Source organism: Haloferax sulfurifontis ATCC BAA-897 (assembly GCF_000337835.1).
Classification (GTDB): Archaea; Halobacteriota; Halobacteria; order Halobacteriales; family Haloferacaceae; genus Haloferax; species Haloferax denitrificans.
Genome location: NZ_AOLM01000019.1, coordinates 86,528 through 110,322, shown reverse-complemented (window position 1 = coordinate 110,322; position 23,795 = coordinate 86,528). Strand labels below are relative to the sequence as shown.

General features: G+C 67.8%; 30 protein-coding genes. 16 read left to right on the top strand and 14 right to left on the bottom strand.

What is annotated here, in order from left to right:
- Nucleotides 1–15 precede the first annotated feature (15 nt).
- From C441_RS10785 to C441_RS10775, 3 genes are all read left to right on the top strand, one after another.
- Complete coding sequence (locus C441_RS10785) at nt 16–1,062, top strand: NAD(P)-dependent glycerol-1-phosphate dehydrogenase (RefSeq protein ID WP_007275108.1); 1,047 nt, start codon at nt 16–18, stop codon at nt 1,060–1,062.
- Between the two features lie 92 nt (nt 1,063–1,154).
- The gene (locus tag C441_RS10780; protein ID WP_007275107.1) at nt 1,155–1,796 is read left to right on the top strand and encodes a DUF420 domain-containing protein; all 642 of its coding nucleotides are present in this window, start codon (nt 1,155–1,157) and stop codon (nt 1,794–1,796) included.
- A 103-nt stretch (nt 1,797–1,899) separates the two neighbouring features.
- Nucleotides 1,900–2,958 carry a glycosyltransferase family 4 protein gene (locus C441_RS10775; protein WP_007275106.1) on the top strand — a complete coding sequence of 353 codons (1,059 nt, stop codon included), beginning with the start codon at nt 1,900–1,902 and terminating at the stop codon, nt 2,956–2,958.
- A gap of 96 nt (nt 2,959–3,054) precedes the next feature.
- On the opposite strand, the gene C441_RS10770 is transcribed toward C441_RS10775, so the two are convergent.
- Both C441_RS10770 and C441_RS10765 read right to left on the bottom strand, forming a co-directional pair.
- Complete coding sequence (locus C441_RS10770; protein WP_007275105.1) at nt 3,055–3,678, bottom strand: halocyanin domain-containing protein; 624 nt, start codon at nt 3,676–3,678, stop codon at nt 3,055–3,057.
- Nucleotides 3,679–3,834: 156 nt separating this feature from the next.
- On the bottom strand, nt 3,835–4,881 hold the full coding sequence (locus tag C441_RS10765; RefSeq protein ID WP_007275104.1) for a M42 family metallopeptidase: 1,047 nt from the start codon (nt 4,879–4,881) through the stop codon (nt 3,835–3,837).
- A 151-nt stretch (nt 4,882–5,032) separates the two neighbouring features.
- On the opposite strand from C441_RS10765, the gene C441_RS10760 reads away from it, so the two are divergent.
- The 7 genes from C441_RS10760 (at nt 5,033) to C441_RS19920 (ending at nt 10,686) form a co-directional block, all read left to right on the top strand.
- The gene (locus C441_RS10760) at nt 5,033–5,290 is read left to right on the top strand and encodes an MTH865 family protein (RefSeq protein WP_004971185.1); all 258 of its coding nucleotides are present in this window, start codon (nt 5,033–5,035) and stop codon (nt 5,288–5,290) included.
- A 13-nt stretch (nt 5,291–5,303) separates the two neighbouring features.
- Nucleotides 5,304–6,026, top strand: coding sequence for a hypothetical protein (locus tag C441_RS10755; RefSeq protein ID WP_007275103.1), 723 nt, complete (start codon nt 5,304–5,306; stop codon nt 6,024–6,026).
- A gap of 39 nt (nt 6,027–6,065) precedes the next feature.
- The gene (locus C441_RS10750; protein ID WP_007275102.1) at nt 6,066–7,892 is read left to right on the top strand and encodes a S9 family peptidase; all 1,827 of its coding nucleotides are present in this window, start codon (nt 6,066–6,068) and stop codon (nt 7,890–7,892) included.
- A gap of 57 nt (nt 7,893–7,949) precedes the next feature.
- Entirely contained in the window at nt 7,950–8,369 is a 420-nt protein-coding gene (locus C441_RS10745; RefSeq protein WP_007275101.1) for a cobalamin B12-binding domain-containing protein, read from the top strand.
- 2 nt (nt 8,370–8,371) lie between these two features.
- Nucleotides 8,372–9,484, top strand: coding sequence for a methylmalonyl Co-A mutase-associated GTPase MeaB (gene meaB / locus C441_RS10740; RefSeq protein ID WP_007275100.1), 1,113 nt, complete (start codon nt 8,372–8,374; stop codon nt 9,482–9,484).
- Nucleotides 9,485–9,576: 92 nt separating this feature from the next.
- Nucleotides 9,577–10,503 carry an alpha/beta fold hydrolase gene (locus tag C441_RS10735; RefSeq protein WP_007275099.1) on the top strand — a complete coding sequence of 309 codons (927 nt, stop codon included), beginning with the start codon at nt 9,577–9,579 and terminating at the stop codon, nt 10,501–10,503.
- Between the two features lie 39 nt (nt 10,504–10,542).
- Nucleotides 10,543–10,686, top strand: a complete 144-nt coding sequence (locus C441_RS19920) for a hypothetical protein (protein ID WP_007275098.1) — start codon at nt 10,543–10,545, stop codon at nt 10,684–10,686.
- A gap of 14 nt (nt 10,687–10,700) precedes the next feature.
- Here C441_RS19920 and C441_RS10730 read toward each other — a convergent pair whose 3' ends face one another.
- Together C441_RS10730 and C441_RS10725 are read right to left on the bottom strand one after the other, a co-directional pair.
- On the bottom strand, nt 10,701–11,081 hold the full coding sequence (locus C441_RS10730; RefSeq protein ID WP_007275097.1) for a Zn-ribbon domain-containing OB-fold protein: 381 nt from the start codon (nt 11,079–11,081) through the stop codon (nt 10,701–10,703).
- Nucleotides 11,078–12,244 (bottom strand): thiolase domain-containing protein, encoded by a 1,167-nt coding sequence (locus tag C441_RS10725; protein WP_007275096.1) that lies wholly within the window; start codon nt 12,242–12,244, stop codon nt 11,078–11,080. Before C441_RS10725 ends, C441_RS10730 begins: the two co-directional genes overlap by 4 nt.
- Nucleotides 12,245–12,445: 201 nt before the next feature.
- On the opposite strand from C441_RS10725, the gene C441_RS10720 reads away from it, so the two are divergent.
- Both C441_RS10720 and C441_RS10715 read left to right on the top strand, forming a co-directional pair.
- Nucleotides 12,446–13,753 carry a M28 family peptidase gene (locus tag C441_RS10720; RefSeq protein ID WP_007275095.1) on the top strand — a complete coding sequence of 436 codons (1,308 nt, stop codon included), beginning with the start codon at nt 12,446–12,448 and terminating at the stop codon, nt 13,751–13,753.
- A 124-nt stretch (nt 13,754–13,877) separates the two neighbouring features.
- Nucleotides 13,878–14,603: an NAD(+)/NADH kinase gene (locus C441_RS10715; protein ID WP_007275094.1), complete on the top strand. Its 726-nt coding sequence runs from the start codon at nt 13,878–13,880 to the stop codon at nt 14,601–14,603.
- A gap of 111 nt (nt 14,604–14,714) precedes the next feature.
- Here C441_RS10715 and C441_RS10710 read toward each other — a convergent pair whose 3' ends face one another.
- From C441_RS10710 to C441_RS10675, 8 genes are all read right to left on the bottom strand, one after another.
- Nucleotides 14,715–15,158, bottom strand: coding sequence for a DUF7313 family protein (locus tag C441_RS10710; protein ID WP_007275093.1), 444 nt, complete (start codon nt 15,156–15,158; stop codon nt 14,715–14,717).
- Between the two features lie 139 nt (nt 15,159–15,297).
- A complete protein-coding gene (locus tag C441_RS10705) occupies nt 15,298–15,579 on the bottom strand; it encodes a DUF7314 family protein (RefSeq protein WP_004971174.1) in 282 nt (93 codons plus the stop codon).
- On the bottom strand, nt 15,572–15,961 hold the full coding sequence (locus C441_RS10700) for a DUF7315 family membrane protein (protein ID WP_007275092.1): 390 nt from the start codon (nt 15,959–15,961) through the stop codon (nt 15,572–15,574). The genes C441_RS10705 and C441_RS10700 overlap by 8 nt, the downstream gene beginning before the upstream one ends.
- A 39-nt stretch (nt 15,962–16,000) precedes the next feature.
- Nucleotides 16,001–16,765: a cytochrome bc complex cytochrome b subunit gene (locus C441_RS10695; RefSeq protein WP_004971172.1), complete on the bottom strand. Its 765-nt coding sequence runs from the start codon at nt 16,763–16,765 to the stop codon at nt 16,001–16,003.
- Between the two features lie 10 nt (nt 16,766–16,775).
- Nucleotides 16,776–17,570, bottom strand: coding sequence for a cytochrome b (locus C441_RS10690; RefSeq protein ID WP_004044094.1), 795 nt, complete (start codon nt 17,568–17,570; stop codon nt 16,776–16,778).
- A gap of 3 nt (nt 17,571–17,573) precedes the next feature.
- Complete coding sequence (locus C441_RS10685) at nt 17,574–17,963, bottom strand: DUF7318 family protein (protein WP_007275091.1); 390 nt, start codon at nt 17,961–17,963, stop codon at nt 17,574–17,576.
- The gene (locus C441_RS10680; RefSeq protein ID WP_007275090.1) at nt 17,963–18,601 is read right to left on the bottom strand and encodes a halocyanin domain-containing protein; all 639 of its coding nucleotides are present in this window, start codon (nt 18,599–18,601) and stop codon (nt 17,963–17,965) included. The genes C441_RS10685 and C441_RS10680 overlap by 1 nt, the downstream gene beginning before the upstream one ends.
- A gap of 85 nt (nt 18,602–18,686) precedes the next feature.
- A complete protein-coding gene (locus tag C441_RS10675) occupies nt 18,687–19,517 on the bottom strand; it encodes a DUF7319 domain-containing protein (RefSeq protein WP_007275089.1) in 831 nt (276 codons plus the stop codon).
- 243 nt (nt 19,518–19,760) lie between these two features.
- On the opposite strand from C441_RS10675, the gene C441_RS10670 reads away from it, so the two are divergent.
- A complete protein-coding gene (locus tag C441_RS10670) occupies nt 19,761–20,243 on the top strand; it encodes a DUF7321 family protein (protein ID WP_004971168.1) in 483 nt (160 codons plus the stop codon).
- Nucleotides 20,244–20,247: 4 nt separating this feature from the next.
- Here C441_RS10670 and nth read toward each other — a convergent pair whose 3' ends face one another.
- On the bottom strand, nt 20,248–20,931 hold the full coding sequence (gene nth / locus C441_RS10665; RefSeq protein ID WP_007275088.1) for an endonuclease III: 684 nt from the start codon (nt 20,929–20,931) through the stop codon (nt 20,248–20,250).
- Nucleotides 20,932–21,075: 144 nt separating this feature from the next.
- On the opposite strand from nth, the gene C441_RS10660 reads away from it, so the two are divergent.
- Together C441_RS10660 and C441_RS20525 are read left to right on the top strand one after the other, a co-directional pair.
- Complete coding sequence (locus C441_RS10660; RefSeq protein ID WP_007275087.1) at nt 21,076–21,813, top strand: DUF998 domain-containing protein; 738 nt, start codon at nt 21,076–21,078, stop codon at nt 21,811–21,813.
- 93 nt (nt 21,814–21,906) lie between these two features.
- Complete coding sequence (locus C441_RS20525) at nt 21,907–22,041, top strand: hypothetical protein (RefSeq protein WP_275039889.1); 135 nt, start codon at nt 21,907–21,909, stop codon at nt 22,039–22,041.
- 87 nt (nt 22,042–22,128) lie between these two features.
- Here the strand turns inward: C441_RS20525 and pan1 are convergent, their stop codons facing one another.
- On the bottom strand, nt 22,129–23,346 hold the full coding sequence (gene pan1 / locus C441_RS10655) for a proteasome-activating nucleotidase Pan1 (protein WP_004971162.1): 1,218 nt from the start codon (nt 23,344–23,346) through the stop codon (nt 22,129–22,131).
- Nucleotides 23,347–23,517: 171 nt separating this feature from the next.
- Between pan1 and C441_RS10650 the strand changes: the two genes are divergently transcribed.
- The gene (locus C441_RS10650; RefSeq protein WP_004044086.1) at nt 23,518–23,787 is read left to right on the top strand and encodes a helix-turn-helix domain-containing protein; all 270 of its coding nucleotides are present in this window, start codon (nt 23,518–23,520) and stop codon (nt 23,785–23,787) included.
- Nucleotides 23,788–23,795 lie beyond the last annotated feature (8 nt).

The following is a 23,795-nucleotide window of genomic DNA, read 5'->3' as shown; positions in this document are numbered from 1 at the left end:
GGCCGATTTCCGCGTATGTTCGATAAATCGACGTGGATTAAGCTACCGAGGAACGTGCTCCAGGGCCACGGCGTGCTCGACGACCTCTCGGCCGCGGTCGACGAGCTGTACCTCTCTGGCGACCCGTTTCTCGTCACGAGCCCGTCGCCCGACCGCATCGCCGGCGACCGGGTCCGCGACCAGTTCGACGGCATCGCCTCCGTCTCCTTGGACCGCGCGAGCTTCGAGTCGGTCGAGCGCGTCGTCGACGCGGCGCGCGAGGCCGACGCGGGCTACCTCATCGCCCTCGGCGGGGGCAAGCCCATCGACGTGGCGAAGATGGCCTCCGACCGCCTCGACTGCGGGTTCATCTCCGTTCCGACGGCGGCGAGCCACGACGGCATCGTCTCGGGCCGGTCGTCGATTCCCGAGGGCGACACCCGCCACTCGGTCGCCGCCGACCCGCCGCTCGCGGTCGTCGCCGACACGGAACTGCTCGCGGAGGCCCCGTGGGAGCTCACGACCGCCGGCTGTGCCGACATCATCTCGAACTACACCGCGGTCAAAGACTGGGAGCTGGCCCACCGCCTGAAGAACGTCGAGTACTCCGAGTACGCGGGCGCGCTCTCGCAGATGACCGCCGAGATGCTCGTCGGGAGCGCCGACTCCATCAAGCCGGGCCTCGAAGAGTCCGCGTGGATAGTGACGAAGGCGCTCGTCTCCTCGGGCGTCGCCATGTCCATCGCCGGCTCCTCGCGGCCGGCGTCGGGCGCGGAACACCTCTTTTCGCACCAGCTCGACCGCATCGCGCCCGGCCGCGCCCTCCACGGCCACCAGGTCGGCGTCGGCTCCATCATGACCGAGTACTTCCACAGCGGCGCGCGCGGCGAGTGGACCGACATCCGCGACGCCCTCTCGACGATGGGCGCGCCGACGACCGCCGACGAACTCGGCATCGACGGCGAGACGATTATCGAGGCGCTCACGACCGCCCACGAGATACGCGACCGCTACACCATTCTCGGCAACGGCGTCAGCGAGGAGGCGGCCATCGAGGCCGCGACCATCACGGGCGTCATCTGACTCGGTCGGTCGCTCCGCGAGCGGGGGGGTCCGCCCCTCGAAGCCCGTCCGGAACCCGAAGACGGAATACGCCGTCTTCCCAACCCCCGGCCATGGCAACTGCGAGCGCAGACAACCCCCTGAAGGAACACCCCGCGGCCGCGACTGCCGTCCTCTCGGTCGTCGGGTACGCCCTCGTCATCGGGACCTTCCTCGGCGTCGTCCCCGGCAGGGTCTTCCCCGACCTGTCGCTCCCACAGGTGAACCTCCTCTCGGACGCCATCGCCGTCGTGAACACGGTGAACGTCCTCGTCATCGCGGCGGGCTGGCGCTGGATTCGCCGCAACGAGGTCCGGAAGCACGCGGCCGCGATGGTCACGTCGTTCGGGCTCATCCTCGTCTTCCTCGTGATGTACCTCGCGAAAATCGGCGGCGGCGGCACCAAGGAGTTCGTCGGCCCCGCGTTCGCGTACTACCCGTACCTGGCGATGCTGGCGATTCACATCATCCTCTCTATCGTCTCGGTGCCGGTCGTCCTCTACGCGCTCATCCTCGGCATCACCCACTCCGAGCGCGAACTGCGGACCGAGACGCCCCACCGGAAGGTCGGCCGCATCGCGGCGGGCGCGTGGCTCGTGTCCCTCGCGCTCGGCGTCGTAACGTACCTGCTTCTCAACCACGTCTATAGCTGGGAGTACACGGTCACCGCCGTCGAGTCCGTGGGCGCGCTCCTCGCGCCCGTCGTCGGGCTCTGAGGCGCGTCGCCCCGGCGAACCCTTCCCGGGCGGCGCGTCGGCGTCCCCGCGTCGCGCCCTCGAAAACTGTGGATTTTTATTGCGCGGCGTAGTGGCGGCGAATATGCGAGTCGCGCTCGTCTCGATGTACACGACGCACCACGAGGAGACGGGAGCGACCAGACGGCTCCGGCGGACGGCCGAACTCCTCGCCGAGCGCGACCACGAGGTGACGGTGCTCTGTGCGAAGTGGTGGGACGGCGAGGTCGTCGAGTTCAAACAGGACGGGGTGACCTATCACCGCGTGACGGACTCGCCCGCCGTCGGCGGCTTCGCCTCCCGCGTCCCCTTCGCCCTCCGCGAGGTCTCCCCCGACGTGATTCAGGTCGCGAGCTACCCGCCGTCGCACGTCACGGCGGTCAAGACCGCGGCGCGGTTCCTTCGAACGCCGGTCGTCGCCGACTGGTGGACCCGCGACGAACGCGGCGGCTCGCGGGCTTACCGGCGTGCGGCGAAGGCCCCGAACGCCGTCTTGGTCCCCTCGGAGATGGTCCGCACGCAGGTCCGCGAACTCGGCGCGGCGGTCGACTCCACCCACCTCGTCCCCGAACCGATCAGCATGGACCTCGTCCGGAGCGCCGACGCCGAGGAGCGCGCGGACGTGGTGTACGCCCGCGACCTCGACGAGCACGCGAACGTCGAGAGCTTCCTCCTCGCGCTCGCGGAGCTCCGCGACAAGGACTGGTCCGCCGTCGTCATCGGCGACGGCCCCGAGCGCTCGACGGCCGAACAGACCGCCCGCGACCTCCGCATCGACGACCGCGTCGAGTTCCTCGGCGAACTCCCCGCGAACGAGGCGGTGCCCATCATGAAGGGCGCGCACGTCTTCGCGCAGACCGCGACGGTCGAACCCTTCGCCACGAATCTGCTGTGGGCGCTCGCCTGCGGCTGTGTCTCCATCGTCGAGTATCAGGCGCGGTCGTCGGCCCACGAACTCGTCGAGGGGCGCGAGCGCGGGTCGCTCGTCACGAGCCCCCAAGAGCTGGCGGACGAAATCGTCGCCGCCCGGCGGTTCGACCACGAGACGGTCGACGACGACTTCGCGGCCTACGACTTCCGGCGGGTCATCGAGCAGTACGAGTCGGTCTACGAGACCGAGCGCGACGACTACGGCTTCTTCTGAGTCGGCCGCCGCGCCCGCGGCTGTCGCGGCGGCGACCGAACCCGGGCGAGCGCGGCCGCTCGGAACTGGTGAAAATCGAGAGACGCGACGACCGCGTCAGTCCTGAACGTCGTAGTCGCCGCCGTACTTCATGAAGAAGTACGCGAGGCCGAGCGTCGCGACCATCGCGAACGTCGTCGCCACGCCGAGGGACTTCGCGCTGTCGGGGACCTGCGGGAGGTTCGACCCGCCGCCGCCCCCGGTGGTGACGGTCGGCACGTCGCCGCCGACGGCGACCGCGCCGAGCATGCCGAGCGCCTCGTGGGGCACGCAGTGGTACTTCGTGATGCCCGCGTCGCCCTCCTCGAAGGTGTACTCGTAAGTGCTCCCGGCCTCGGAGACGGCCGCGCCGGAGTCGAGCGACGCGCCCTCGCTGGCGACGACGTTGTGGCCGCCGCCCTCGCCGGTCCACTCCCACGTCACGGTCGTGCCGACGTCTATCCAGACGCCGGCGGGGGAGAACGCGAGGTTCCCGCCGTTACCTTCCGCGCCCACTTCGATGGTGACCTCGCTTTGGCCGCGGAGGTCTTCGTAGCCCCCGTCGATACCGTCGATGTGGCCGCCGAAATCTGGTTCTTCCGTCTGCGCCGCGGCCGTGCCGGAAGTGGCGGCGACCGCCGCGCCGCCAGCGGCCGCCCCGAGGAACGCCCGCCGAGACATATCCACGTTGCCGTCGGTCATGTCCGCCGCTTGGTGTGGGCCTGTAGTGAATACTTTGGTTCTCGTCCGCCGGTCGGGGGTGCCGCGCCTCGATATAGGGGGGTATTCCCCCGATGTCTCTCGCGCCGCCGTCGGCGTCGTTCGCGTCTGCGCCGGGAGGTCGCCGACAGAGACCGCCTACAGCGTGTAGTCGAACTCGCCCGTCTCGCTCTCCAAGAACGCCGTCAGGAGGTCGATGTAGGCGACGACGTCGTCCTCGTGGACGCTCTCGGTGACGGTGTGGAGATAGCGCGTCGGCATCGAAATCGCGCCGACGGGCTTCGCGCCGTAGGTGTTCTGGAAGCCGCCGGTGTCGGTGCCGCCCGCGGGGAGCAGTTCCATCTGGTAGGTGATGTCGTTGTCCTCGGCCACGGCGCGGAGACGGCGGTGGACCTTCGGGTTGGCGATGGCGCTTGAGTCCTTGAGCTTGATGCCCGCGCCCTCGCCGAGTTTCGTGACGTGGTCGGCGGGGTCGAAGCCGGGCACGTCGTTGGCGACGGTGGTGTCGAGGCCGAGCGCGAGGTCGGGGTCGAGGTCGACGCCGAGCGCCTGCGCGCCGCGGAGGCCGACTTCCTCTTGGACCGTCGCGGCGAAGTGAATCGTCACCTCGGGGTTCTCGACCCGCCGGGCGGCCTCCAGCATGGCGAACAGGCAGACGCGGTCGTCGATGGCCTTGCCCGTCACGTGGTTGCCCATGCGGACGGTCGTCTGCTCCATCGTCACGAGGTCGCCGACGGAGACGGTCTCCTCGACGGTCTCGGCGGGCAGGCCGAGGTCGACGTACACGTCCTCGACTTTCGGCTCCTTCTGCTTCTGTTCTTCAGTCAGCGTGTGCGGAGGGACCGAGCCGATGACGCCGGTGAGGTCCTCGTCTTCGGCGTGGACGGTCACGCGCTGGGCCTTCAGGACGCGGGGGTCCCAGCCGCCGAGGGCGTCGAGTTGCAGGAAGCCCTCGTCGTTGACGTGGCGGACCATGAAGCCGATTTCGTCCATGTGGGCGGCGACGGCGACCTCGTAGTCTCCCTCGCCCTCGATGGTGCCGACGACGTTGCCCATCGCGTCGACCCGGACGGAGTCGGTCGTCGCTTCGAGGTCCTCGCGGACGAGCGCGCGGATTCGGTCCTCGTAGCCGGGGACGCCGCTGGTCTCGGTGAGCTGTTTCAGGCGGTCGAAGTCGAAGTCCATGCGAGTGCATGAATTGCCGGTGTAGATAAGTCCATCAGTCCCGGGCGACCGTGCCGACACTCGACGGCCCGCCGCGCCGTCTCGTGAGAACTCTAAATATAGTCATTGTTTTTCCGGAACCCTTTTCCACTTCTCTCCGTAGGTACACCGTATGTCCGACACCGAATCTCAGCTCCGCGAGCAGTTCATGGACGCGTTCGAAAACGCGGACTTCCCCGTGAAGAACCAGATGTCGCTCGTCCCCGCGCTCCCGAACGGTCCGGGCACGAAGTTCAAGACGGACGAGGTGACGGTCACGGCGATGGAGCTGGCCGCGAAGCTCGGCAAGCATCAGGACTTCCCGTACGAGGACGCCGAGAGCCTCGTCGACGACATCATCGCCGGTCTCAAGGCCGAAGGCGTCATCTGAGTTCGGTCGCCGCGTGACCGAGACCAAACGCGCGCTCTGGGACCGCTTCGTCGACCGCTTCGTCGACGCCGCGGACCCGATTTCACTTTTCGAGACGAGCGCCGACGGGACCGTCGACACCATCGCGTACGGTCGCTCCGGCCGGCGGACGCTCCGCCGCGGCGAACGCATGGAGCGCAAACTCCGCGAGGCCGGCGGCCGCGTCGTCGCCGACTACGACCGCCGCGAGGGCCGCTACGAGGGGCTCGTCTACATGATGTACACCCTCGACGGCGACGAGGTCGTCCCCCGGTACCTCGGCAAGTGCGGGAAGTTCGGCGCGTCCGGCACCGACCTCAACAGCAACCTGAAGAACGTCGACACCAACGACGGCAAGCTCGCGCGCTGGGGCTACGGGAACTACTACCACTTCGGCGACCTCTCGTCGGCCGCCTTCCGCGACGACGGGTCGGGGAAGTACGACCGCTGGGTAGAGGCGCTGTTCGCTTCGACCGACCCGCCGCGGCTCCGCGAGCCGGTGTACTTCTGGGTCGAGCCGTGGGCGGTCGGCACCGAGGGACCGTACCCCGACACGCGGCCGTACCTCGAAGAACTGGAGTACCAGCTCATCGGCATCGCCTTCGAACTGTACCCCGAGCGCCTGCTCAACACCGAGGGCGTGCCGACGAACCCGGCGGCCTACGCGGAGATGCGCGGGTGGACCGACCGCGAGGACGCGCGGCTTTCGGACTTCTGACACCCAAACCGATTTCTCGTCGCCGGGGCAATTCGAGGTATGCGAACGTACGACATCGAGCGCTACCTGAACATCAGGAGCGCCTACGGCGCGTCCTTTTCGGCGGACGGCGAGCGCCTGTCGTTCCTCATGGACACGACGGGCGTCCCGCAGGTCTGGACGGTCGATTCGCCCGGCGCGTGGCCCGAACAGCGGACGTTCTACGAGGAGCGCGTCACCTTCGCCTCGTGGTCCCCCGAGCGTCCCGAAGTCGCCTTCGGCATGGACAACGGCGGCAACGAGCGCGCGCAGTTGTTCCGACTCGAACCCGACACCGGCGTCATCGAGAACCTGACCGAACACCCCGACGCCAAGCACCGCTGGGGCGGCTGGAGCCACGACGGCGAGCGGTTCGCGTTCACCTCGAACCGCCGCGACAACGCCGTCTTCGACGTCTACGTGCAGGCCCGAAACGGGACCGGCACCGACGCCGAACTCGTCCACGAGGGCGACGGCTGGCTCACCGTCGGCGGCTTCTCGCCCGACGACTCGAAGCTCATCGTCCAAGAGGCGTACTCGAACTTCGACCAGGACGTGTCGGTGCTCGACCTCGCCACCGGCGAGCTGACCCATCTCACGCCGCATCAGGGGACGGTTCGCTTCCAGAGCCCCGAGTGGGGCCCCGACGGCGAGAACGTCTACATGGTGACCGACCGCGGGAGCGACACGCTCGAACTCGTCCGCTACGAACTCGACTCCGGGGCGTTCACGACCGTCGAGGCCGGCGGCGACCACGAACTGGAGGGCATCAGCATCGACCACGACTCGCGCCGGCTCGTCTACTCGCGGAACGTCGAGGGCTACACGGAACTCACCTTCGGCGAACTCACCGCGCCCGACCGCATCGACGCGCTCCCCCAGCCCGACCTGCCGAACGGCGTCGCCGGCGGCGTCTCCTTTTCGCCGGACGGCGAGCGCGCCGCGGTCACCGTCACCGCCAGCGCCGACACCGCGAACGTCTACGTGGTCGAGTTGGCCACGGGCGACGCCGAGCGGTGGACGCTCGCGGCGACCGCGGGCATCCCACGGGACACGTTCGTCCCGCCCGAACTCGTCCGGTATCCGACGTTCGACGGCCGCGACATCCCGGCGTTCTTCACGCTCCCCGAGGAGTCGCCCGAGGGCGAGACGCCCGTCATCGTGGACATCCACGGCGGCCCCGAGTCCCAGCGCCGGCCGTCGTTCTCGGCGGTCAAGCAGTACTTCCTCTCGCGGGGCTACGCCTACTTCGAGCCGAACGTCCGCGGCTCCGCGGGCTACGGGAAGGCCTACGGCCACCTCGACGACGTCGAAAAGCGGATGGACTCCGTCGCCGACATCGAGGCCGCCGTCGAGTGGCTCCACGACCACCCGGCGGTCGACCCGGAGAAAATCGTCGCCATGGGCGGCTCGTACGGCGGGTTCATGGTGCTCGCGGCGCTGACCGAGTACCCCGACCTGTGGGCCGCCGGCGTCGACATCGTCGGCATCGCCAACTTCGTGACGTTCCTCGAAAACACCGGCGACTGGCGACGCGAACTCCGCGAGGCCGAGTACGGCTCGCTCGAAGACGACCGCGAGTTCCTCGAATCCATCTCGCCTATCAACAACGTCGAGAAGATTCGCGCGCCGCTTTTCGTCCTCCACGGCGAGAACGACCCGCGGGTGCCGGTCAGCGAGGCCCACCAGCTCGTCGAGGAGGCGAGGGAACACGCCCACGTCCGCGAACTCATCTTCGACGACGAAGGCCACGGCTTTTCCAAGCTGGAGAACCGCATCGAGGCGTACTCCCAGATAGCCGACTTCCTCGACGAGTACGTCCGGAGCGCGCCCGCCGCCGCCGACTGAGCCGGACCTACCTTATTTTCCGTTAGAGTCAAAGCGCGGGACATCGAATCCCCGTCTATGAGCGCGGACTCCGAACAGCGAACGATCCGGTGTCTCATCGCCAAGGTGGGACTGGACGGCCACGACCGCGGTGCACACGTCATCTCTCGCGCCTTCCGCGACGCGGGATTCGAAGTCATCTACTCCGGACTGCATCGCGCCCCGGACGAGATTATCCAGGCGACGGTCCAAGAGGACGTGGACGTGCTGGGCATCTCCATCCTCTCCGGCGCGCACAACACGCTCGTCCCGAAGGTGATGGCGGGTCTCGAAGAGTACGGCGCGCTCGACGACACCCTCGTCATCGTCGGCGGCATCATCCCCGAAGAGGACCGACCCGCTCTCCTCGAACAGGGCGTCGACGCCATCTTCGGTCCCGGCACGCCGATGCAGGAGACCATCGACTTCGTGAAGGAACACGCGCCCGAGCGACCGTGACGATGAGTCGGGCGGTCGAATCCGACCTCGTCGAGCGCCTCCTCGACGGCGAGCACCGAGCGCTCGCACGCGCCATCACGAAAATCGAGTCGCAGTCGCCGGGCTATCGGGACATCGTCTCGGAGCTTCACGCGCACACGGGCGGGGCGTCCGTCGTCGGCATCACGGGCAGTCCGGGAGCCGGCAAGTCCACGCTCGTCGACAAGTTGGCGAAGCACTACCGCGACCAGGGCGAGACGGTCGGCGTCATCGCCGTGGACCCCTCCTCGCCGTACACCGGCGGGGCCGTCCTCGGCGACCGCATCCGCATGGCCTCGAACGTCGGCGACATGGACGTGTTCTTCCGGTCGATGAGCGCCCGCGGGCAACTCGGCGGCCTCTCGACCGCCACCGCGGACGCCGTGAAGGCGCTCGACGCCTTCGGGAAAGACCGCATCATCATCGAGACGGTCGGCGCGGGGCAAAACGAGGTGGACGTGGTGAAGACCGCCGACACGGTCGTCGTCCTCGTCCAGCCCGGGAGCGGCGACGACGTGCAGATGCTCAAGGCGGGCATCCTCGAAATCGGCGACGTGTTCGTCGTCAACAAGGCCGACATGGAGGGCGCGTCGCGCACCGTCGCGGAGCTACAGGAGATGATTCACCTCCGCGACGACCCGCGGGCGAACCTCGACACGGGCCACCACGGGGCCGCGGCGTTCGACGACGCCGGGCACGGACACGACGGCCATAGCGGGCACGCAGACACGGGCGATACCGCCGATGCCGAGACCGACGACGTCTCCGACGACCCGCCCGTCTGGACGCCGCAGGTCCTCGAAACCGTCGCCACGACCGGCGAGGGAATCGACGAGTTGGTCGAGACGCTGGACGACCACCGCGACTACCTCGACGCCTCCGGCGAGTTGGCCGAGAAGGCCCGCAAGCGCGCCGGCGAGGAGATACGACAGCTCCTCCGAAGCGACGTGAACCGGCTCCTCGAAGCCGAACTCGACCGACGCGGCGGGGTCGAGGAGTTCGCCGAGGCGGTCGTCGAAAAGGAGACGGACCCCTACGCGGTCGCCGAGGACGTGCTCGAACCGCTCCGGGAGTGTCTGGACGACCGGGACGACTGACGCCGAGACGACCCGGGTGCGGGCGGGACGCCCCTGCCCACCACCCCGCCACGGGCGGGCGAATTAAGGCCACCGCGCGCAATCTACGTGACATGAAACTCCGACGAGCCATCGGACTGGCCGCCGCCGGCGTCGGTCTCACCGCCGCGACCAACGCCGCCCTCTCGAAACGCGTGGGCCCTCTCGAACCGCCGCTCTCCGGGTCTCACGGAACGTACCGCTGGCGCGGCATGGACGTGTCGTACGCCGAGGCCGGAAACGAGGACGACCCGACGCTCGTGTTCCTCCACGGTATCAACGCCGCGGGATCGTCCGGCGAGTTCCGCGAGGTGTTTTCGACCCTCGCCGAGGACTACCACGTCGTCGCGCCCGACCTCCCCGGGTTCGGCCTGTCGGACCGCCCGGCGTTGTACTACTCGCCCGCGCTCTACGAGGACTTCGTCGGCGACTTCCTCGCGGAGTACGACGACCCCGCGGTCCTCGCCTCGTCGCTCACCGCGGCCTACGCCGTCGCCGCCGCAGAGCGAGACGACGTGTCGGTCTCGCGGTTCGTCCTCGTCTGTCCCACGTCGCGCGGCGGCCCCGACCCCAAGGAGTGGCTCCGCGAGCTCGTCCGCGCGCCGGTCGTCGGCGAGGCGCTGTTCAACGTCGTCGCCTCCCGGCCGTCGATTCGCTACTTCAACGCCGACCACGGCTACTACGACCCCGAGAAGGCGGGCGAGGAGTGGCAGGAGTACGAGTGGCGCACGGCTCACCAGGAGGGCGCGCGCTTCGCGCCGGCGTCGTTCATCTCGGGCTACCTCAACACCGACATCGACCTCGCCGAGGCGCTGTCGGCCCTCGACGTGCCGACGACGCTCGTCTGGGGCCGCGAGAGCGACATCACGCCGCTGAAGCAGGGTCGGGACCTCGCGGACGCCGCGGACTGCCGGCTCGTCGTCTTCGATGACGCGATGTTGCTCCCGCACGTCGAGTTCCCGAACGCCTTCGTGGACACCGTCCGCAACGCCCTCGACTGACGCCGACGCGACCGCGGCTTCAATTCAATCCTTAGACCGATGCTCGACTCCCTGTCGCTGTTCTCGCTGTTCCTGTACGGAGCCATCGCGCTCCTCGCGGCCGGCTTCTGGGCGTGGCTCCTCGGCTCGTACGTCTTCGGCTGGCGCTCGCCGCTGGAGGCCATCGAGGCGAGCGACGAGTAATCGGCCGCGCGGCGCTACTCGCTCGCGGGCCGGAACACGAGCAGTTGCTCGTCGGTCGTCGCGTTCACGTCCACGTCGACCGAGACCGTCGCGCCGAGGTCGACCTCGTCGGCGGGCAGGTCGCGGACGACGCCCGTGAGTTTGACCGGGCCGAACGACGCGATAGCCGTCACGTAGGGCGCTTCGTCGGCGAAGTCCGGCGCGGGGACGTGCACCTCGGTGAAGGTGAGCACCTCGCCGGTCTCCGGGAGCGGTTCCGCGGTCAACTCGGCCGCGCCGCAGTGCGGACAGGAGCGCCGCGGCGGGAGCGAGCCGTGGCCGTCGGGACACGCGAGGTAGTAGCCCTCGCCGTCCGCGATTGCGGCCAGCCACTCGTCGTAGCCGGTGTCGGTCATCGGTCCACCTCCAGGACGTGGACGACCGCGCTGGCGACGGTCCCACCCGCGTTGTGGGTGACGCCGACGCGAGCGTCCGGGACGGCGTCGCTGTTACCGTGGTCGCCGCGCAGGAGCTTCGTCATCTCGACGACTTGGGCGGTCCCCGTCGCGCCGACGGGGTGGCCTTTCGCCTTGAGGCCGCCCGAGAGGTTCACCGGGAGGTCGCCGTCGCGGGTCGTCTCGCCGCGGGCGGCCGCGCCGACGCCCTCGCCGTGGTCGTAGAGGCCGAGCGATTCGAGCGCGAGCACCTCGGCGATGGTGAAGCAGTCGTGGACCTCGGCCACGTCCACGTCGTCGGGGCCGATGCCGGCGTCGGCGTAGGCGGCGTCGGCGGCTTTCGTCGCGGCGGGCGTCCGCGCGAGGTGTGGCCTGTCTTGGAGCGCGGCCTTGTCGCCGCCCTGTCCCGACCCGGTGACGGAGACGGGCGCGTCGAGGCCGTGGCGCTCGGCGTAGTCGTCGCTGACGAGGACGACCGCGCTCGCGCCGTCGGTGATGGGGCAGGCGTCGTAGAGGGAAAGCGGGTCGGCGACGACGGGGCTTTCGAGCGCGTCGTCGACCGTGATTTCGCGGTGGAACTGCGCGTAGTCGTTCTGCATCGCGTTGGCGTGGTTCTTCACCGCGATGTGCGCGAGGTCCTCGCTGTCGCCGCCGAAGGCGTCGAAGTACGCGCGGGCCATGAGCGCGTACGCGCCGGGGAACGTGACGCCCGCGCGGACCTCGAACAGCTCGTCCGCGGCGATGGCGAGCGACTGGGTCACCTCGGCGGTGCCGAGGTTGTTCATGCGCTCCATGCCGCCGGCGAGGACCACGTCGGCCGCGCCGCTCCGAATCGTCGCGACGGCCTGCCGGAAGGCGACGCCCGCGGAGGCGCAGGCCTGCTCGTAGCGGGTCGCGGGGCAGTCGAGGCCGGCGGCCTCGGCCATGACCGGCCCCTGATGGCCCTGTTTCTCGGCGAGTTCGCCCATGAAGTTGCCGTAGAAGAGTTCCTCGTAGTCGTCGCGGGAGACGCCGGCGTCCTCGCGGGCGGCGAGGGCGGCCTCCGCGAACAGGTCGCGGCCGGTTCGCTCGGGGTGACTGCCGAACTTCGTCAGTCCGACCCCGGCGATTCGCACGTCGGTCATGGATGAACGTACGTGATAGATGGTCCTTGAACCTGCCGCTCGCCCGCGGGCCGCGTCGCGGTTCGGCACTCGCTTCCCCGCGCTCGCGGCCGCGACGCGACGAGCCGCGGTTCCCGTCGAAGTCGGTCGGTTTTCGCCCTCGACCGACGCCCGGTTTCGACCCATCGCAACGGTTACCACGGCCCCGCGAGACGGTCCACTATGAGTGACTGGATAGGCGACACGTTCACCAGCGAGGTCGGCTGGAACCACTTGGAGCGACTCGTCGACATCGGCAACCGGATGACCGGCTCACCCGGCGAGCGCGAGGCGATGGAGGCGACCCGAGACGCCCTCGACCGCGTCGGCGCGCGGAACGTCCGCATCGACCCCTTCGAGATTCAGGGCTGGGAGCGCGGCGACAGCGCCGTCTACGCCGCCGACACCACCCAAGAATGCATCGCGCTCCCGCGAAGTCCCGCCGGCACCGCGAGCGGGGAACTGGTCGACCTCGGCTACGGCCTGCCCGAGGACTTCGACCGCGACCTCTCGGGGAAGGTCGTCGTCGTCTCCACGACGGTCCCCGACCACTACGACCGCTTCATCCACCGCCGCGAGAAGTACTACTACGCCGTCGAGGCCGGCGCGGCCGCGTTCGTCTTCGCCAACCACGTCCCCGGCCAACTCCCGCCCACGGGGAGCGTCGGCACCGCGGACGCGCCCATCGGTGACATCCCCGCGGTCGGCGTCAGCAAGGAAGTCGGCGCGCGCCTCCGCCGTCGGTTCGACGGCGACGAGGTGACCGTCGACGTGACCTGCGAGACGCCCGCGGCCGAAAGCGGGAACGTCCACGCCGAACTCGGCCCCGACACCGACGAGGAGGTGCTCGTCACGAGCCACCTCGACGCCCACGACATCGCCGAGGGCGCGATGGACAACGGCGCGGGCACCGCGATGGTGGTCGAGGTCGCCCGCGCGCTCGCCGCCCGCGAGGACGAACTCGACACGCGCGTCCGCTTCGTCTGCTTCGGCGCGGAGGAGGTCGGCCTCGTCGGCTCCGCGTACGAAGCCGATCGCCTCGGCGACGCCCGAAGCGACGTGAAAGCCGTCGTCAACAACGACGGCGTCGTCGCCGGGCGGACGCTCAAGCTCACGACCCACGGCTTCGACGAACTCGAAGCCGCCGCCGACGCCGTCGCCGAGCGGTTCGACCACGACGTCTCGACGCTCCCCGAACAGCTCCCCCACAGCGACCACTGGCCGTTCGTCGCCCGCGGCGTCCCGGCGTACATGGTCGGCAGTGAAAAGGACGGCCGCGGCCGCGGCTGGGGCCACACCCACGCCGACACCATCGAGAAACTGGAGTCGCGGACGCTCCGCGAGCAGGCGATTCTCCTCACGGAACTGACCGTCGAACTCGCCGACGCCGACCGCGAGATTCCCCACGCCGACCCCGCGGACATCGCGGCGGCGCTCGAAGCCGAAGACCAAGCGGAAGGCATGAAGGTCACCGGCGACTGGCCGTTCTGAGGCGTCGGCGACGCGGACGGTCCGCGGAATCTCCTTTCCACCGCCGGACCGAACCACGAGGGCTTTTATTCGCGGCGGCGTAGCACGGGACGATGCTACGGGGGCTCGCCGCGGGTGGACGACGATGAGATTCGGTATCGTCGGTGACGACTCGGTCGCCACCGCCGTCAGAGCGGCCGATGCGTCGGTCGCATCGGTGCCGGCCGACGCGGACGCCGTCGTCGCGGTCGGCGAGTCGGCGCTCTCGGCGGTCGCGCTCGGCTCCGAGTGGTCGTGTCCGGTCGTTCCCGTCGACTGCGCCGCGCCGTGGTCGCCCCAGCGGGAAGAACTGGCGTCTCGACTGTCCGCGTTCGTCGCCGGCGGCGGCCGCGTCGTCGACCACCCGACACTCTCGGTCGGCGAGGACTCGCCGGCGCGCGCGCTCTTCGACGCGATGCTCGTCACGAGCGAGCCGGCGCACATCTCCGAGTACGGCGTCGCCCACGCGGAGACGGCGGTCCCCTTCTCGGCGGACCCGACCGACGAGTCGCGCGCGGCGACGCGCTGGACGCCCGTCGACGAGTTCCGCGCCGACGGCGTCGTCGTCGCCACCCCGCTCGGGAGTTCCGGCTACGCGCGCGCCGCGGGCGGGGCGGTCGTCGGTCCGGCCGCCGGACTCGCCGTCGTCCCCGTCTCGCCCTACGCGACGCAGACGAACTCGTGGGTCCTCCAGCCCCCGATTAGACTGTCGGTCGAACGCGACGACGCCCGCGTCTCGCTCGTCGCCGACGACGAGGTCGTCCGGGAGATTCGTCCGTTCGAGTCGGTCGTCGTCGACCGCGACGGGAGCGTCCCGCTTCTCGTCGAGTGAGTGCGGGTCGATGAGACTTCGCCACCGAGCGGCGAGGCTCGACGCGCCGAAAATACGTGTTCCTCGCGAGCGATGCGAGCGCGACGACGCGGAGAAGAGCGCGTCGCGTGCTTAGACGATGAGGTTCCAGTAGTCCACGACGAGGAAAAACAGGCTCTGGAACGCGGCGTACAGGAGCACGAGCGTCGCGGCGACGAGCGACCCGTTCGGGCGTTCGAGCGGCTTGTCCGTCCGGGCTTCGACCTGGCGCGCTTCGAACTCGAAGAAGTCGGTGACGAACATCCCGACGACCAGCACGCTCAGCACCATGCCGCCGTGCGGCTCGACGAGCAGATAGAGGAACGAGGCCAGCACGAGCCCGCCCGACGTGAACGAGTGCGGGAGGTACCGGGAGATGGCCTCCGCACCACCCTCCTCGGCCTGCCGAACGTGCGACCGGTGCGCGAGAAAGCGCGTCACGAAGTTCGCAAGCACGAGCACGAGCGCCACGTGCGGGACGATGGGTTCGACCGCCGCCAACTGGTCGAGCGGGACGAGGAACTGTAGTGGGTGCATACAGGACCGTCGGGGCGATACTCATTAGAGTTTTTCCAATCCGACGCGGCGGGCCGCCCCGAGCGCGGCCGCTATGGTGGGGGGTTTTTCCGCGACTCGAATCGAGATGAGAGGAGAACTGACCGCGCGCCCGGTCGGCTTACTGCGCGTTGCGGCGCTCTTCGAGCGCGGACATGATCTGGTGGCCCGCGGGGATGAGCACCCAGAAGGTGAGTGCGCCGAGGAGCGCGAACCAGAGGAACACGTCCATCAGGGTGACGCCGATGATGTTGAACAGCCCCTCGGTCGCGCCGGACGACAGCGGCTCGATGAGCTGTTTACTGCTCTCGAAACTGCTCGTCCGGTACCACGACGCGAGCACCAGCCACGCGAGTCCGGACCCGGTCAGGATACCCAGTCCCTTGATGAATTCGTCAGCCATTGTTCGAGTCTTCGCCGGAGTCCTCTTGAGACTTTCCCATTCCTTGGGCGCGGAATCGAGTTCCGAGCGTGTAGACGACCGCGCCGAAGGCGATGATGCTCAGTCCGACCACCGCCAGCGCCGTGCTGAGGAGTCCGTCTGCGACGCCGACGCCGAGCGCGCCGAGCGCGCCGGCGACGACCGCGCGGAGGGCGCTCACTTGGAGCGTCGCGGCGTCGAGGAAGACGAAGCCGAGGACCACGCTCACGACGGCGATGAGCGTCGAAAAGACGGTAATCGTCTTGTAGAGCCGCATGGGGACGACGATGTCGCGCCGGCCGCGACGTCCGCGTCGCGCCCCGTCGCTCTCGCCGGTTCGACCGGTTGCGTCGCTGTCTGTCATCAGTGGCGCTAAGAAGGGACGGGTGGTAGTGGTTCCGCTCTATCTCGGCGGGCGAAGCCGGTAGTAGCGGCGGTTGAGGTTGTACATGTACCCCTCGCGCATCGTCTTCAGCACCGCGTAGGTGATGGTCCCGAAGACGAACGGGAGCAGGAACGTCAGGTCGAACAGCAGGTCGACGTTCATGGGCATGAGGTTCTTGATGGCCAGAAGCGAGATGGTCAACGCGAACACCACGCCGAAGACGCCGACCGCGGACCAGAACGGCTGTTCGACGGGACGTCGGGCCGAGCCCTTGTTCAGGAAGGGCACGATGGCGATGAAGCCGACGACGACGCCGTTCGCCAGCACGCCGTACGTCCGGTCTGCCATCAGCATCTGATCGCCCAGAATGGCGATCTCCGGGTTGAGGGGGCCGAGTTTGAGCAGGCCGAACGACCAGTAGAGATACCAGTCGGGCAGGATGACCGCCGGCGTGGTCGACGGGTTCGCGGGGTTGCCGATGTGCGGCGGCATCGTCGCCGAGAGGAACAGAATCATCCCGACGAAGAACGACGCGATAGAGAGGTTGCGGACGGTCTCGTGGGGCCACGTGGGGAACGCGAGCACGTCGCGTTCGACGTAGTCGGACTCCGTGCGGAGGTCCTGGTCTTCGCGGCGCGCGCGCTCGAAGTACTCGTAAGTAAGCCGAGAGAGGCCGGTCTTGCGAGCCTTGCGCTCGCTCCACGTCGGCGTCTCGTCGTCCGGGGCCACGATGCCCGCGCCGTCGGATCGAATCTCCTCGTTTTCGGGTTCGTTGTCGCTCATAGTTGTCACCTCAGTGCGGCTCCGCGATGCCCTGCACCCACACGATGCCGATGTGGATCGCGATGAGCGTCGTCACGACGAACGGGAGCAGGAACACGTGAATGATGTACATGCGCTGTAGCGTCGACTGGCCCAGCGAGAAGCCGCCGAACAGGAGCTGTGCGACCCACTCGCCGGCGAGCGGGACCGACAGCGCCATCTCGACGCCGATCTGGCCGGCCCAGAACGCGAGCTGGTCCCACGGCAGGAGGTATCCGGTGTACCCGAACACCATCGTCAGGCTGATGAGGACGATGCCGAGGAGCCAGTTCAGCTCACGGGGTTCCTTGTACGACCCCGTGAAGTAGACACGGAGCATGTGCAGGAACACGGCCGCGACCATGACCTGCGCCGCCCAGCGGTGGACGGAGCGGAGCATGAAGCCGAACTGCAGATCGCGCATGATGAACTCGATACTGTTGTAGGCCGTGGTCGGGTCGCCGGTCGTCGCGGGCGAGTAGTAGAACCCGAGAAGGGCCCCGCTAATCGCCGCGACGACGTATGCGAGCGTCGAGAACAACCCGAGCGTGTACAGGGGGTACCAGTACCAGAACTTGTTGTCGAGGTTGTACTGCTCGGTGTGGCTCTTCGGCATCTGGAGGTTGACTCGGTAGTAGAGGGTCTCCAGAAGTTCCAGATAATCGACGATGCGGAGTCGCTTATCCAGCCAGATGAGCGTGGTGAGGAAGGTGGCCTCGACCGGGGTGAGGTCCTTCTTTTTCATCCAGGCCTTGTGGTCGTAGTCGTCTTTGCGTTCGAGACTCATGGTTTATCGCTTGTAGTAGGGGTACACCGCGCGCTTGACCTGTTCCCACGCGTCGTCGCTGCTGAAGGTGACTCCGTCGACGTCCTCCTCGCGGACGTAGAGGTCTTCCCACTTGCGACGCCGCTTTTTGACGATCATCACGTCGGGGAGGAACTCCTTGCGGTACAGCGCGAGGATGAACGCGAGGTCAACGAAGATGACGGCGAGGATGCCGCCGAGGAACATGTTCCCCGTGTCGGTCAGTCCCCAGCCGGAGACGAAGCCGTAGGTAAAGAGGAACACGAACACGACCTCGATAATCGTCAGGAGGACGATTGCGATGGCCGCGGCGGTGCTCTCGCGCGCCGGTTCGTATCGGTGAATGTCGCCGTACGTGCTGCCGGTCGAGGACATTACTCGCCACCTCCGGTGTTACCCGTATTCGGGGACTCGCCGTACTTCAAGATGAAGAACGTGTAGATGACGGTGACGAGGATGCCGAGAATTGTCGCCGAACCGACCCAGTGTGCCTGAATCGGGACGCCGAGTTCGTGCAGTTCCTTCTCGCCGCCGCCGCCGGTGCTCACAGTCGCCACGTCGCCGCCGACAGCGACCGCGCCGAGCATGCCGAGCGCCTCGTGGGGCACGCAGTGGTACTTCGTGATACCACCGCTCTCGAAGGTGTACTCGTAGGTGCTTCCGGCCTCGGAGACGGCCGCGCCGGAGTCGAGCGACGCGCCCTCGCTCGAGACGACGTTGTGGCCGCCGCCCTCGCCGGTCCACTCCCACGTCACGGTCGTACCGGTGTCGATCCAGATGCCAGCCGGTGCGAACGCAAGGTTCCCGCCGTTGCCGGACGCGCCGACCTCGATGGTGACCTCGCTTTGGCCGCGGAGGTCTTCGTAGCCTCCGTCGACGCCGTCGAGGTGGCCACCGAAGTCGGGTTGAACCTGCGCTCCACCGCCGCCTTCCTGCGCAGCAGCGGTCCCGGCGGCAGCGGTCGCGGCGGCTGTCGCACCGCCAGCCGTTCGGAGAAACTCCCGCCTTTTCATACGGTCGTTCGTCAGGATGGGATGCGCTTAAACCCACCGACTATGCCGTCACGGAGGGTGTTTCCGAGGAGGGTTCGCGTCGGGCTCAGCCCTCAGAACTGTGGGCGTCTCCCTCGGGGGCCTCGATCAACGGTGCGGCGGTTTCGTCCCCGTCGAACTCGGGCACGAACTCGGGGCGCGACCCGCCTTCGAGGCCCATGACGCGGAGTCTGTCCCGGTACTCTTCGGCGCGGAAGCGGTCCGAGAGCCGGGCGTTGGCCACGACGACAAAGAGGAAAAAGCCGATGACGAGAAAACCCAGCCCGGCGAGCGGCGCGATAATCGAGTCGAGGTCGGGGAGAACGAGCCACGCCCCGATGAGCGCGACCCCGCCGAGCAACTGGCCGAACGCGACGATTTGGAGCATCCGATTGCCGAAGTCGCCGGTCCCCTGTGCGACCTCCTCGGGTTCGGGGAGCCTGACGGTCTCGGGCGCGTCGTTCACCTCGAAGTCCTCCATCGAACAGAGCGCGACGGTCGGTTTCACGTCGCGGAGGACGGTTCCTTCGCCCTCGACGCTCCCGTCGGGGTAGACGACGGCGTAGCCCTCGTCGGAGTACGCGAGAACCCGGGGCTCGCCGTCTTCGGTCACGCGTTCGAGGACGGCGAACACCTCCCGAATCGCGACGCGGTAGCGGAGCTCCTGTTCGACCCGGTCGAGTAGCTCCTCGCCGACGATCCACGAGTCGGGGTCGAACGCGGCGTCCCACTCCTCGGGCGTCATCTTCGCCATGTCGGCCGGGCCGAAGTTCTCGAAGTCGTACTTGGCTTCGACCTCCTCGCGGAGGGCCGCGAGCTCCGCGTCGGACATCGCGGCGTCGGCGTCCGCGTCCGGCGACGTGCCATCGTCGGCCGGGGCGGAAGACGAGTCTGACATCGGCCCGGAGTAGGGTCCACGCCGGTAAACGTGTTCCGACCCCGAACCGCGCGCTCGTCGCGTGCGGCCCGTCGTGCGACGCCCCGAAACGTGGGCCCAGTTGGTTCGGTGCTCGAAAGTCGTGGTTCAAATCTCGAATCCGGGGCGTCGCGGCCGGCGTTCGACCCCCGCTCCGTGGTCTAGCGCTCGAACGGAACGCCGCGCATCGGACCCTTTAGGCCGCCCGGGTCCGAACGCCGTGCGATGGCAGACGAGACGACGCTCGCCACGCTCGCCGCGATCACCGTCACGGCCAGTTTTCCGTTTTACATCTACGGCGCGTGGATAATGATCGACGCCGAGACGGTGTCGTGGGACGTGCTCGTCTACCACCTCAAAATCATCTTCCCCGGCCTCGTGTTGAACACGGTCCCGGTCGTCACGTGGATGCTCCCGCGGCTCTTTCAGCAACTCAACGGCCTCAGCGCCCTGCACGCGATTCTCGGCCTGCAGGCGTACGCGATGCTCGTCTTCGCGCTCACGGGTATCGTTCGCATCTTTCAGGCCAAGTGGCGGGCGAACCTCTACCGCGACCCGGACCAGACCGTGTCGCTCGACGACCTCCACGAGAACATGGGCGCGTGGCGCGGCCGCCTCCGCGTCGGCGTCTTCGGCTACGTCGTCTTCTGGATTCTCGCGTGGTTGCTCGGTATCTACCGCTACCTGAGCGGCTACGTGTTGGGCTGAACCCTCACCACGCCTCGCCGCTGGCGAGGTCGACGTCGTGGTCGCGCTTCGAGGAGGGACAGACGCCTTCGAGCACGCACGCGTCGCAGTCGGGGTTGCGCGCGTCGCAGACGGCCCGCCCGTGGCTGATAAACAGGTGGGTGAACTGTTGCCAGTCGCGCTCGGGGACGACCGGCATCAGGTCCTCTTCGATTCGCTCGGGGTACTCCTCTTCGGTCAGCCCGAGCCGGCGCGAGAGCCGCTGGACGTGGGTGTCGACGACGATGCCCTCCACGATGTCGTGGCCGTGCTGGAGGACGACGTTCGCGGTCTTCCGGCCGACGCCGGCGAGGTCGGTCAGCGCGGACATGGTGTCCGGGACCTCGCCGTCGTGCTTTTCGATGATGTCCGCGCACGCGGAGCGGATGTACTTCGCCTTGTTGTTGTAGTAGGTGATGGAGCTGATGTCGTCGGCCAGCTCCTCTTGGTCGGCGGCGGCGTACTCCGCGGCGTCGTCGTACTTCTCGAACAGCTCCGCGGTGACCTTGTTGACGCGCTCGTCGGTACACTGCGCGGAGAGCATGACGGCGATGAGCAGTTCGAGGCGGTTCGAGTAGGAAAGCGAGATGGTGGTGTCGGGGTACTCCTCGTACAGTCGGTCGAGGACCTCCTCGGCCTGCGCCTCGCGGCTTTCGAGTGGCGTGCCCATATCTGTGGGTGCGACCCGGTCGGTTTCAGTCGTTCGGGTTGGGGCGACGACTTCGGGTTCTCGACCCTCCGGATTCTCGCGGTTTAAGAGCCAGCGGTCGGTGTTATCGGCGTGTCAGACGTCTAGGCGGGCGGTGTGAGAACGATGACAGCAACCACCGACGCCCGACCGGACGGCAGTCCGTCGACCGAGACTCGGTCCGACCGAATCGCGGAGACGCCGAGCGCCCACAGTACCCACCGCGAGCGGTTCGTCGCCGGCGCGTTACTGTTCGCGTTCGGCCTGCTCGCGCTCATGGGAATTATCACCGCCGAGACGTTCTATCCCGGCTACAACGCGGGCGTACAGGAGATAAGCGACCTCGGCGCGACGAGGCCGCCCAACAGCGTCATCCTCCAGCCGTCGGCGACGATTTTCAACGCGACGATGGTGCTTTCGGGGCTGTTGGTCCTCGGTGCGAGCTACTTCGTCCACCGGGCGTTCGGTGACCGCGTCGTCACCGCCGCGGTCGTCGCCCTCGGCGCGGGCGTCCTCGGCGTGGGCGTCTTCGACGGGAGCGAAGCCCCGATGCACGGGCTGTTCGCCCTCTTGACGTTCTTCGCCGGCGGCCTCTCGGCGGTCGTCGCCGCGCGGGTCATCGAGACGCCGTTCCGGTATCTCTCGGTCGTGGTCGGCGGCTTCGTCCTCGCGCTCTTGGCGAGCATCTTCGCGTTCGGTCTGCTCGGCGTCCCGCACCCGCTCGCGTTCCTCGGTGCGGGCGGCATCGAGCGATACGTCGCGTACCCGGTGCTCCTGTGGTTCATCGGGTTCGGCGGCTACCTGATGGGGTCCGCGGCGGCGGCACCCGCCGAGGCGACCGACTCGACCGGCCCCGCCCGGTGATGCGTCCGACTCGACCGACTCCGCCCGGTGACGCGCCCGACTCGGTCGCGGAAATTCCGACGATTTATGATTCACGACCGCGACCGACCGAGTATGTCCGCGTTCGAACTCCCCGGCCGACGCGAATCGTGGCTGACCGCGGCCGCGACGCTCGGTGGGTATGGCCTCATCCTCGCCGCGATGTTCCTCGCACTCTTTGTCCTGCCGTACGTCGCGTTCGCCGCGTAGCCACTCTGCGGTCGGCGTCGCGCGAAAAGTGAATTCGAACGGAGTCGAAACCCGAACTCGGGCGGAACGAAACGCGACTCGCGTCGGTTACGCGAACGCGCGGGAGACTTCCGTCTCGTCCGAGGCTTCCTGCTGAATCTTCTCCCAGGCGTCGAGGAAGTCCTGCATGTATATCTCCGTGCGGTCGTCGCGGATGGCGAACATCCCGGCTTCCGTACAGACGGCCTTGATGTCGGCACCGGAGGCGTTGTCGGCCATCTCGGCGAGTTCGACGAAGTCCACGTCGTCGGAGACGTTCATCTTCCGGGTGTGAATCTGGAAGATTATCTCGCGGCCGTCCTCGTTCGGCTTGGGCACCTCGATGAGGCGGTCGAACCGGCCGGGGCGGAGAATCGCGGGGTCGAGCATGTCGAAGCGGTTGGTCGCCGCGATGATGCGGATGTTGCCGCGCTCGTCGAAGCCGTCCATCTCGGCGAGGAGTTGCATCATCGTGCGCTGGACCTCGGCGTCGCCGGAGGTCTTCGAGTCCGTCCGCTTCGATGCGATGGCGTCGATCTCGTCGATGAAGATGACGGCGGGCTCGTTCTCGCGGGCGACCTCGAACAGGTCGCGGACGAGCTTCGCGCCCTCGCCGATGAACTTGTGCACCAGCTCGGAGCCGGCCATCTTGATGAACGAGGCGTTCGTCTGGTTGGCGACGGCCTTGGCGAGCATCGTCTTCCCGGTGCCCGGCGGGCCGTAGAGGAGCACGCCCGACGGCGGGTCGATGCCGACCTTCTCGAACATCTCGGGGCGGTCGAGCGGCATCTCGACCGTCTCGCGGACCTCCTGCATCTGCTCTTCGAGTCCGCCGATGTCCTCGTAGGTCACGTCGGGGCTGTGTTCGACCTGCATCACGCGCGCCCGGACGTCCGTCTCCTTGTCGAGTCGCTTGACGATGGAGAGAGAGTTGTTCACGGCGACGCGCGCGTCGGGTTCGAGCTCCTCGCGCATCTCGTCTGTCACTTCGGTGAGGGCCTCTTGGTTGTTACCGTGCTGCTTGATGATGACCCCCTCGTCGGTGATTTCCTGAACCGTCGCAACGAAGAGCGGCGACTGCTTGAGCTTCTTGTTCTCGTGGGTAAGGCGCTCGAGCTTCTGTTGATACTTGTTGTTCTCGGCGTTCGTGTCGAGGAGCTTGTCGCGCATCTCCTCGTTTTGCGTTTCGAGAACTTCGAGCCGCTCTTGAAGGGCGGTGATCTTCTCCTGCTGCGACGCCGAGTCCTTATCGTAGGGGAGATCGACGTCGTCCACAGTATCGGTCATCATCCGGCATAGGGTGCAGGTTCATAAGAGGCTTCGGGTGTGTGAGGGATTCGCCGCCTAGGGCGCGTCTGCCGCCCGGATGACGAGTCTGACGCGCGTCACATAAATTCCCCCCAGTAATATTCATGGATAGCAAATATTATCTAATAGCATCGCTTGGTGTCTCGTACGATGAGTACTACGGAAGCAGTCGAACGCGAGTCCGAACCCGACGCAGACGACCGCTGGGCGTCGGTTCGGGACATGCCCCCGAGCGCGAAGTTGGTCGCGAAGATTCTCGACTACGAGGACACGCTCACCCAGAGCCAGATCGCCGAGGAATCGCTTCTGCCCCCGCGCACAGTCCGCTACGCGCTCTCTCGGCTGGAAGACGAGGGCGCGGTCGACTCCCGGTTTTCGTTCTCCGACGCGCGCAAGCGGCTCTACACGCTCAACATTTAAATCCGAAC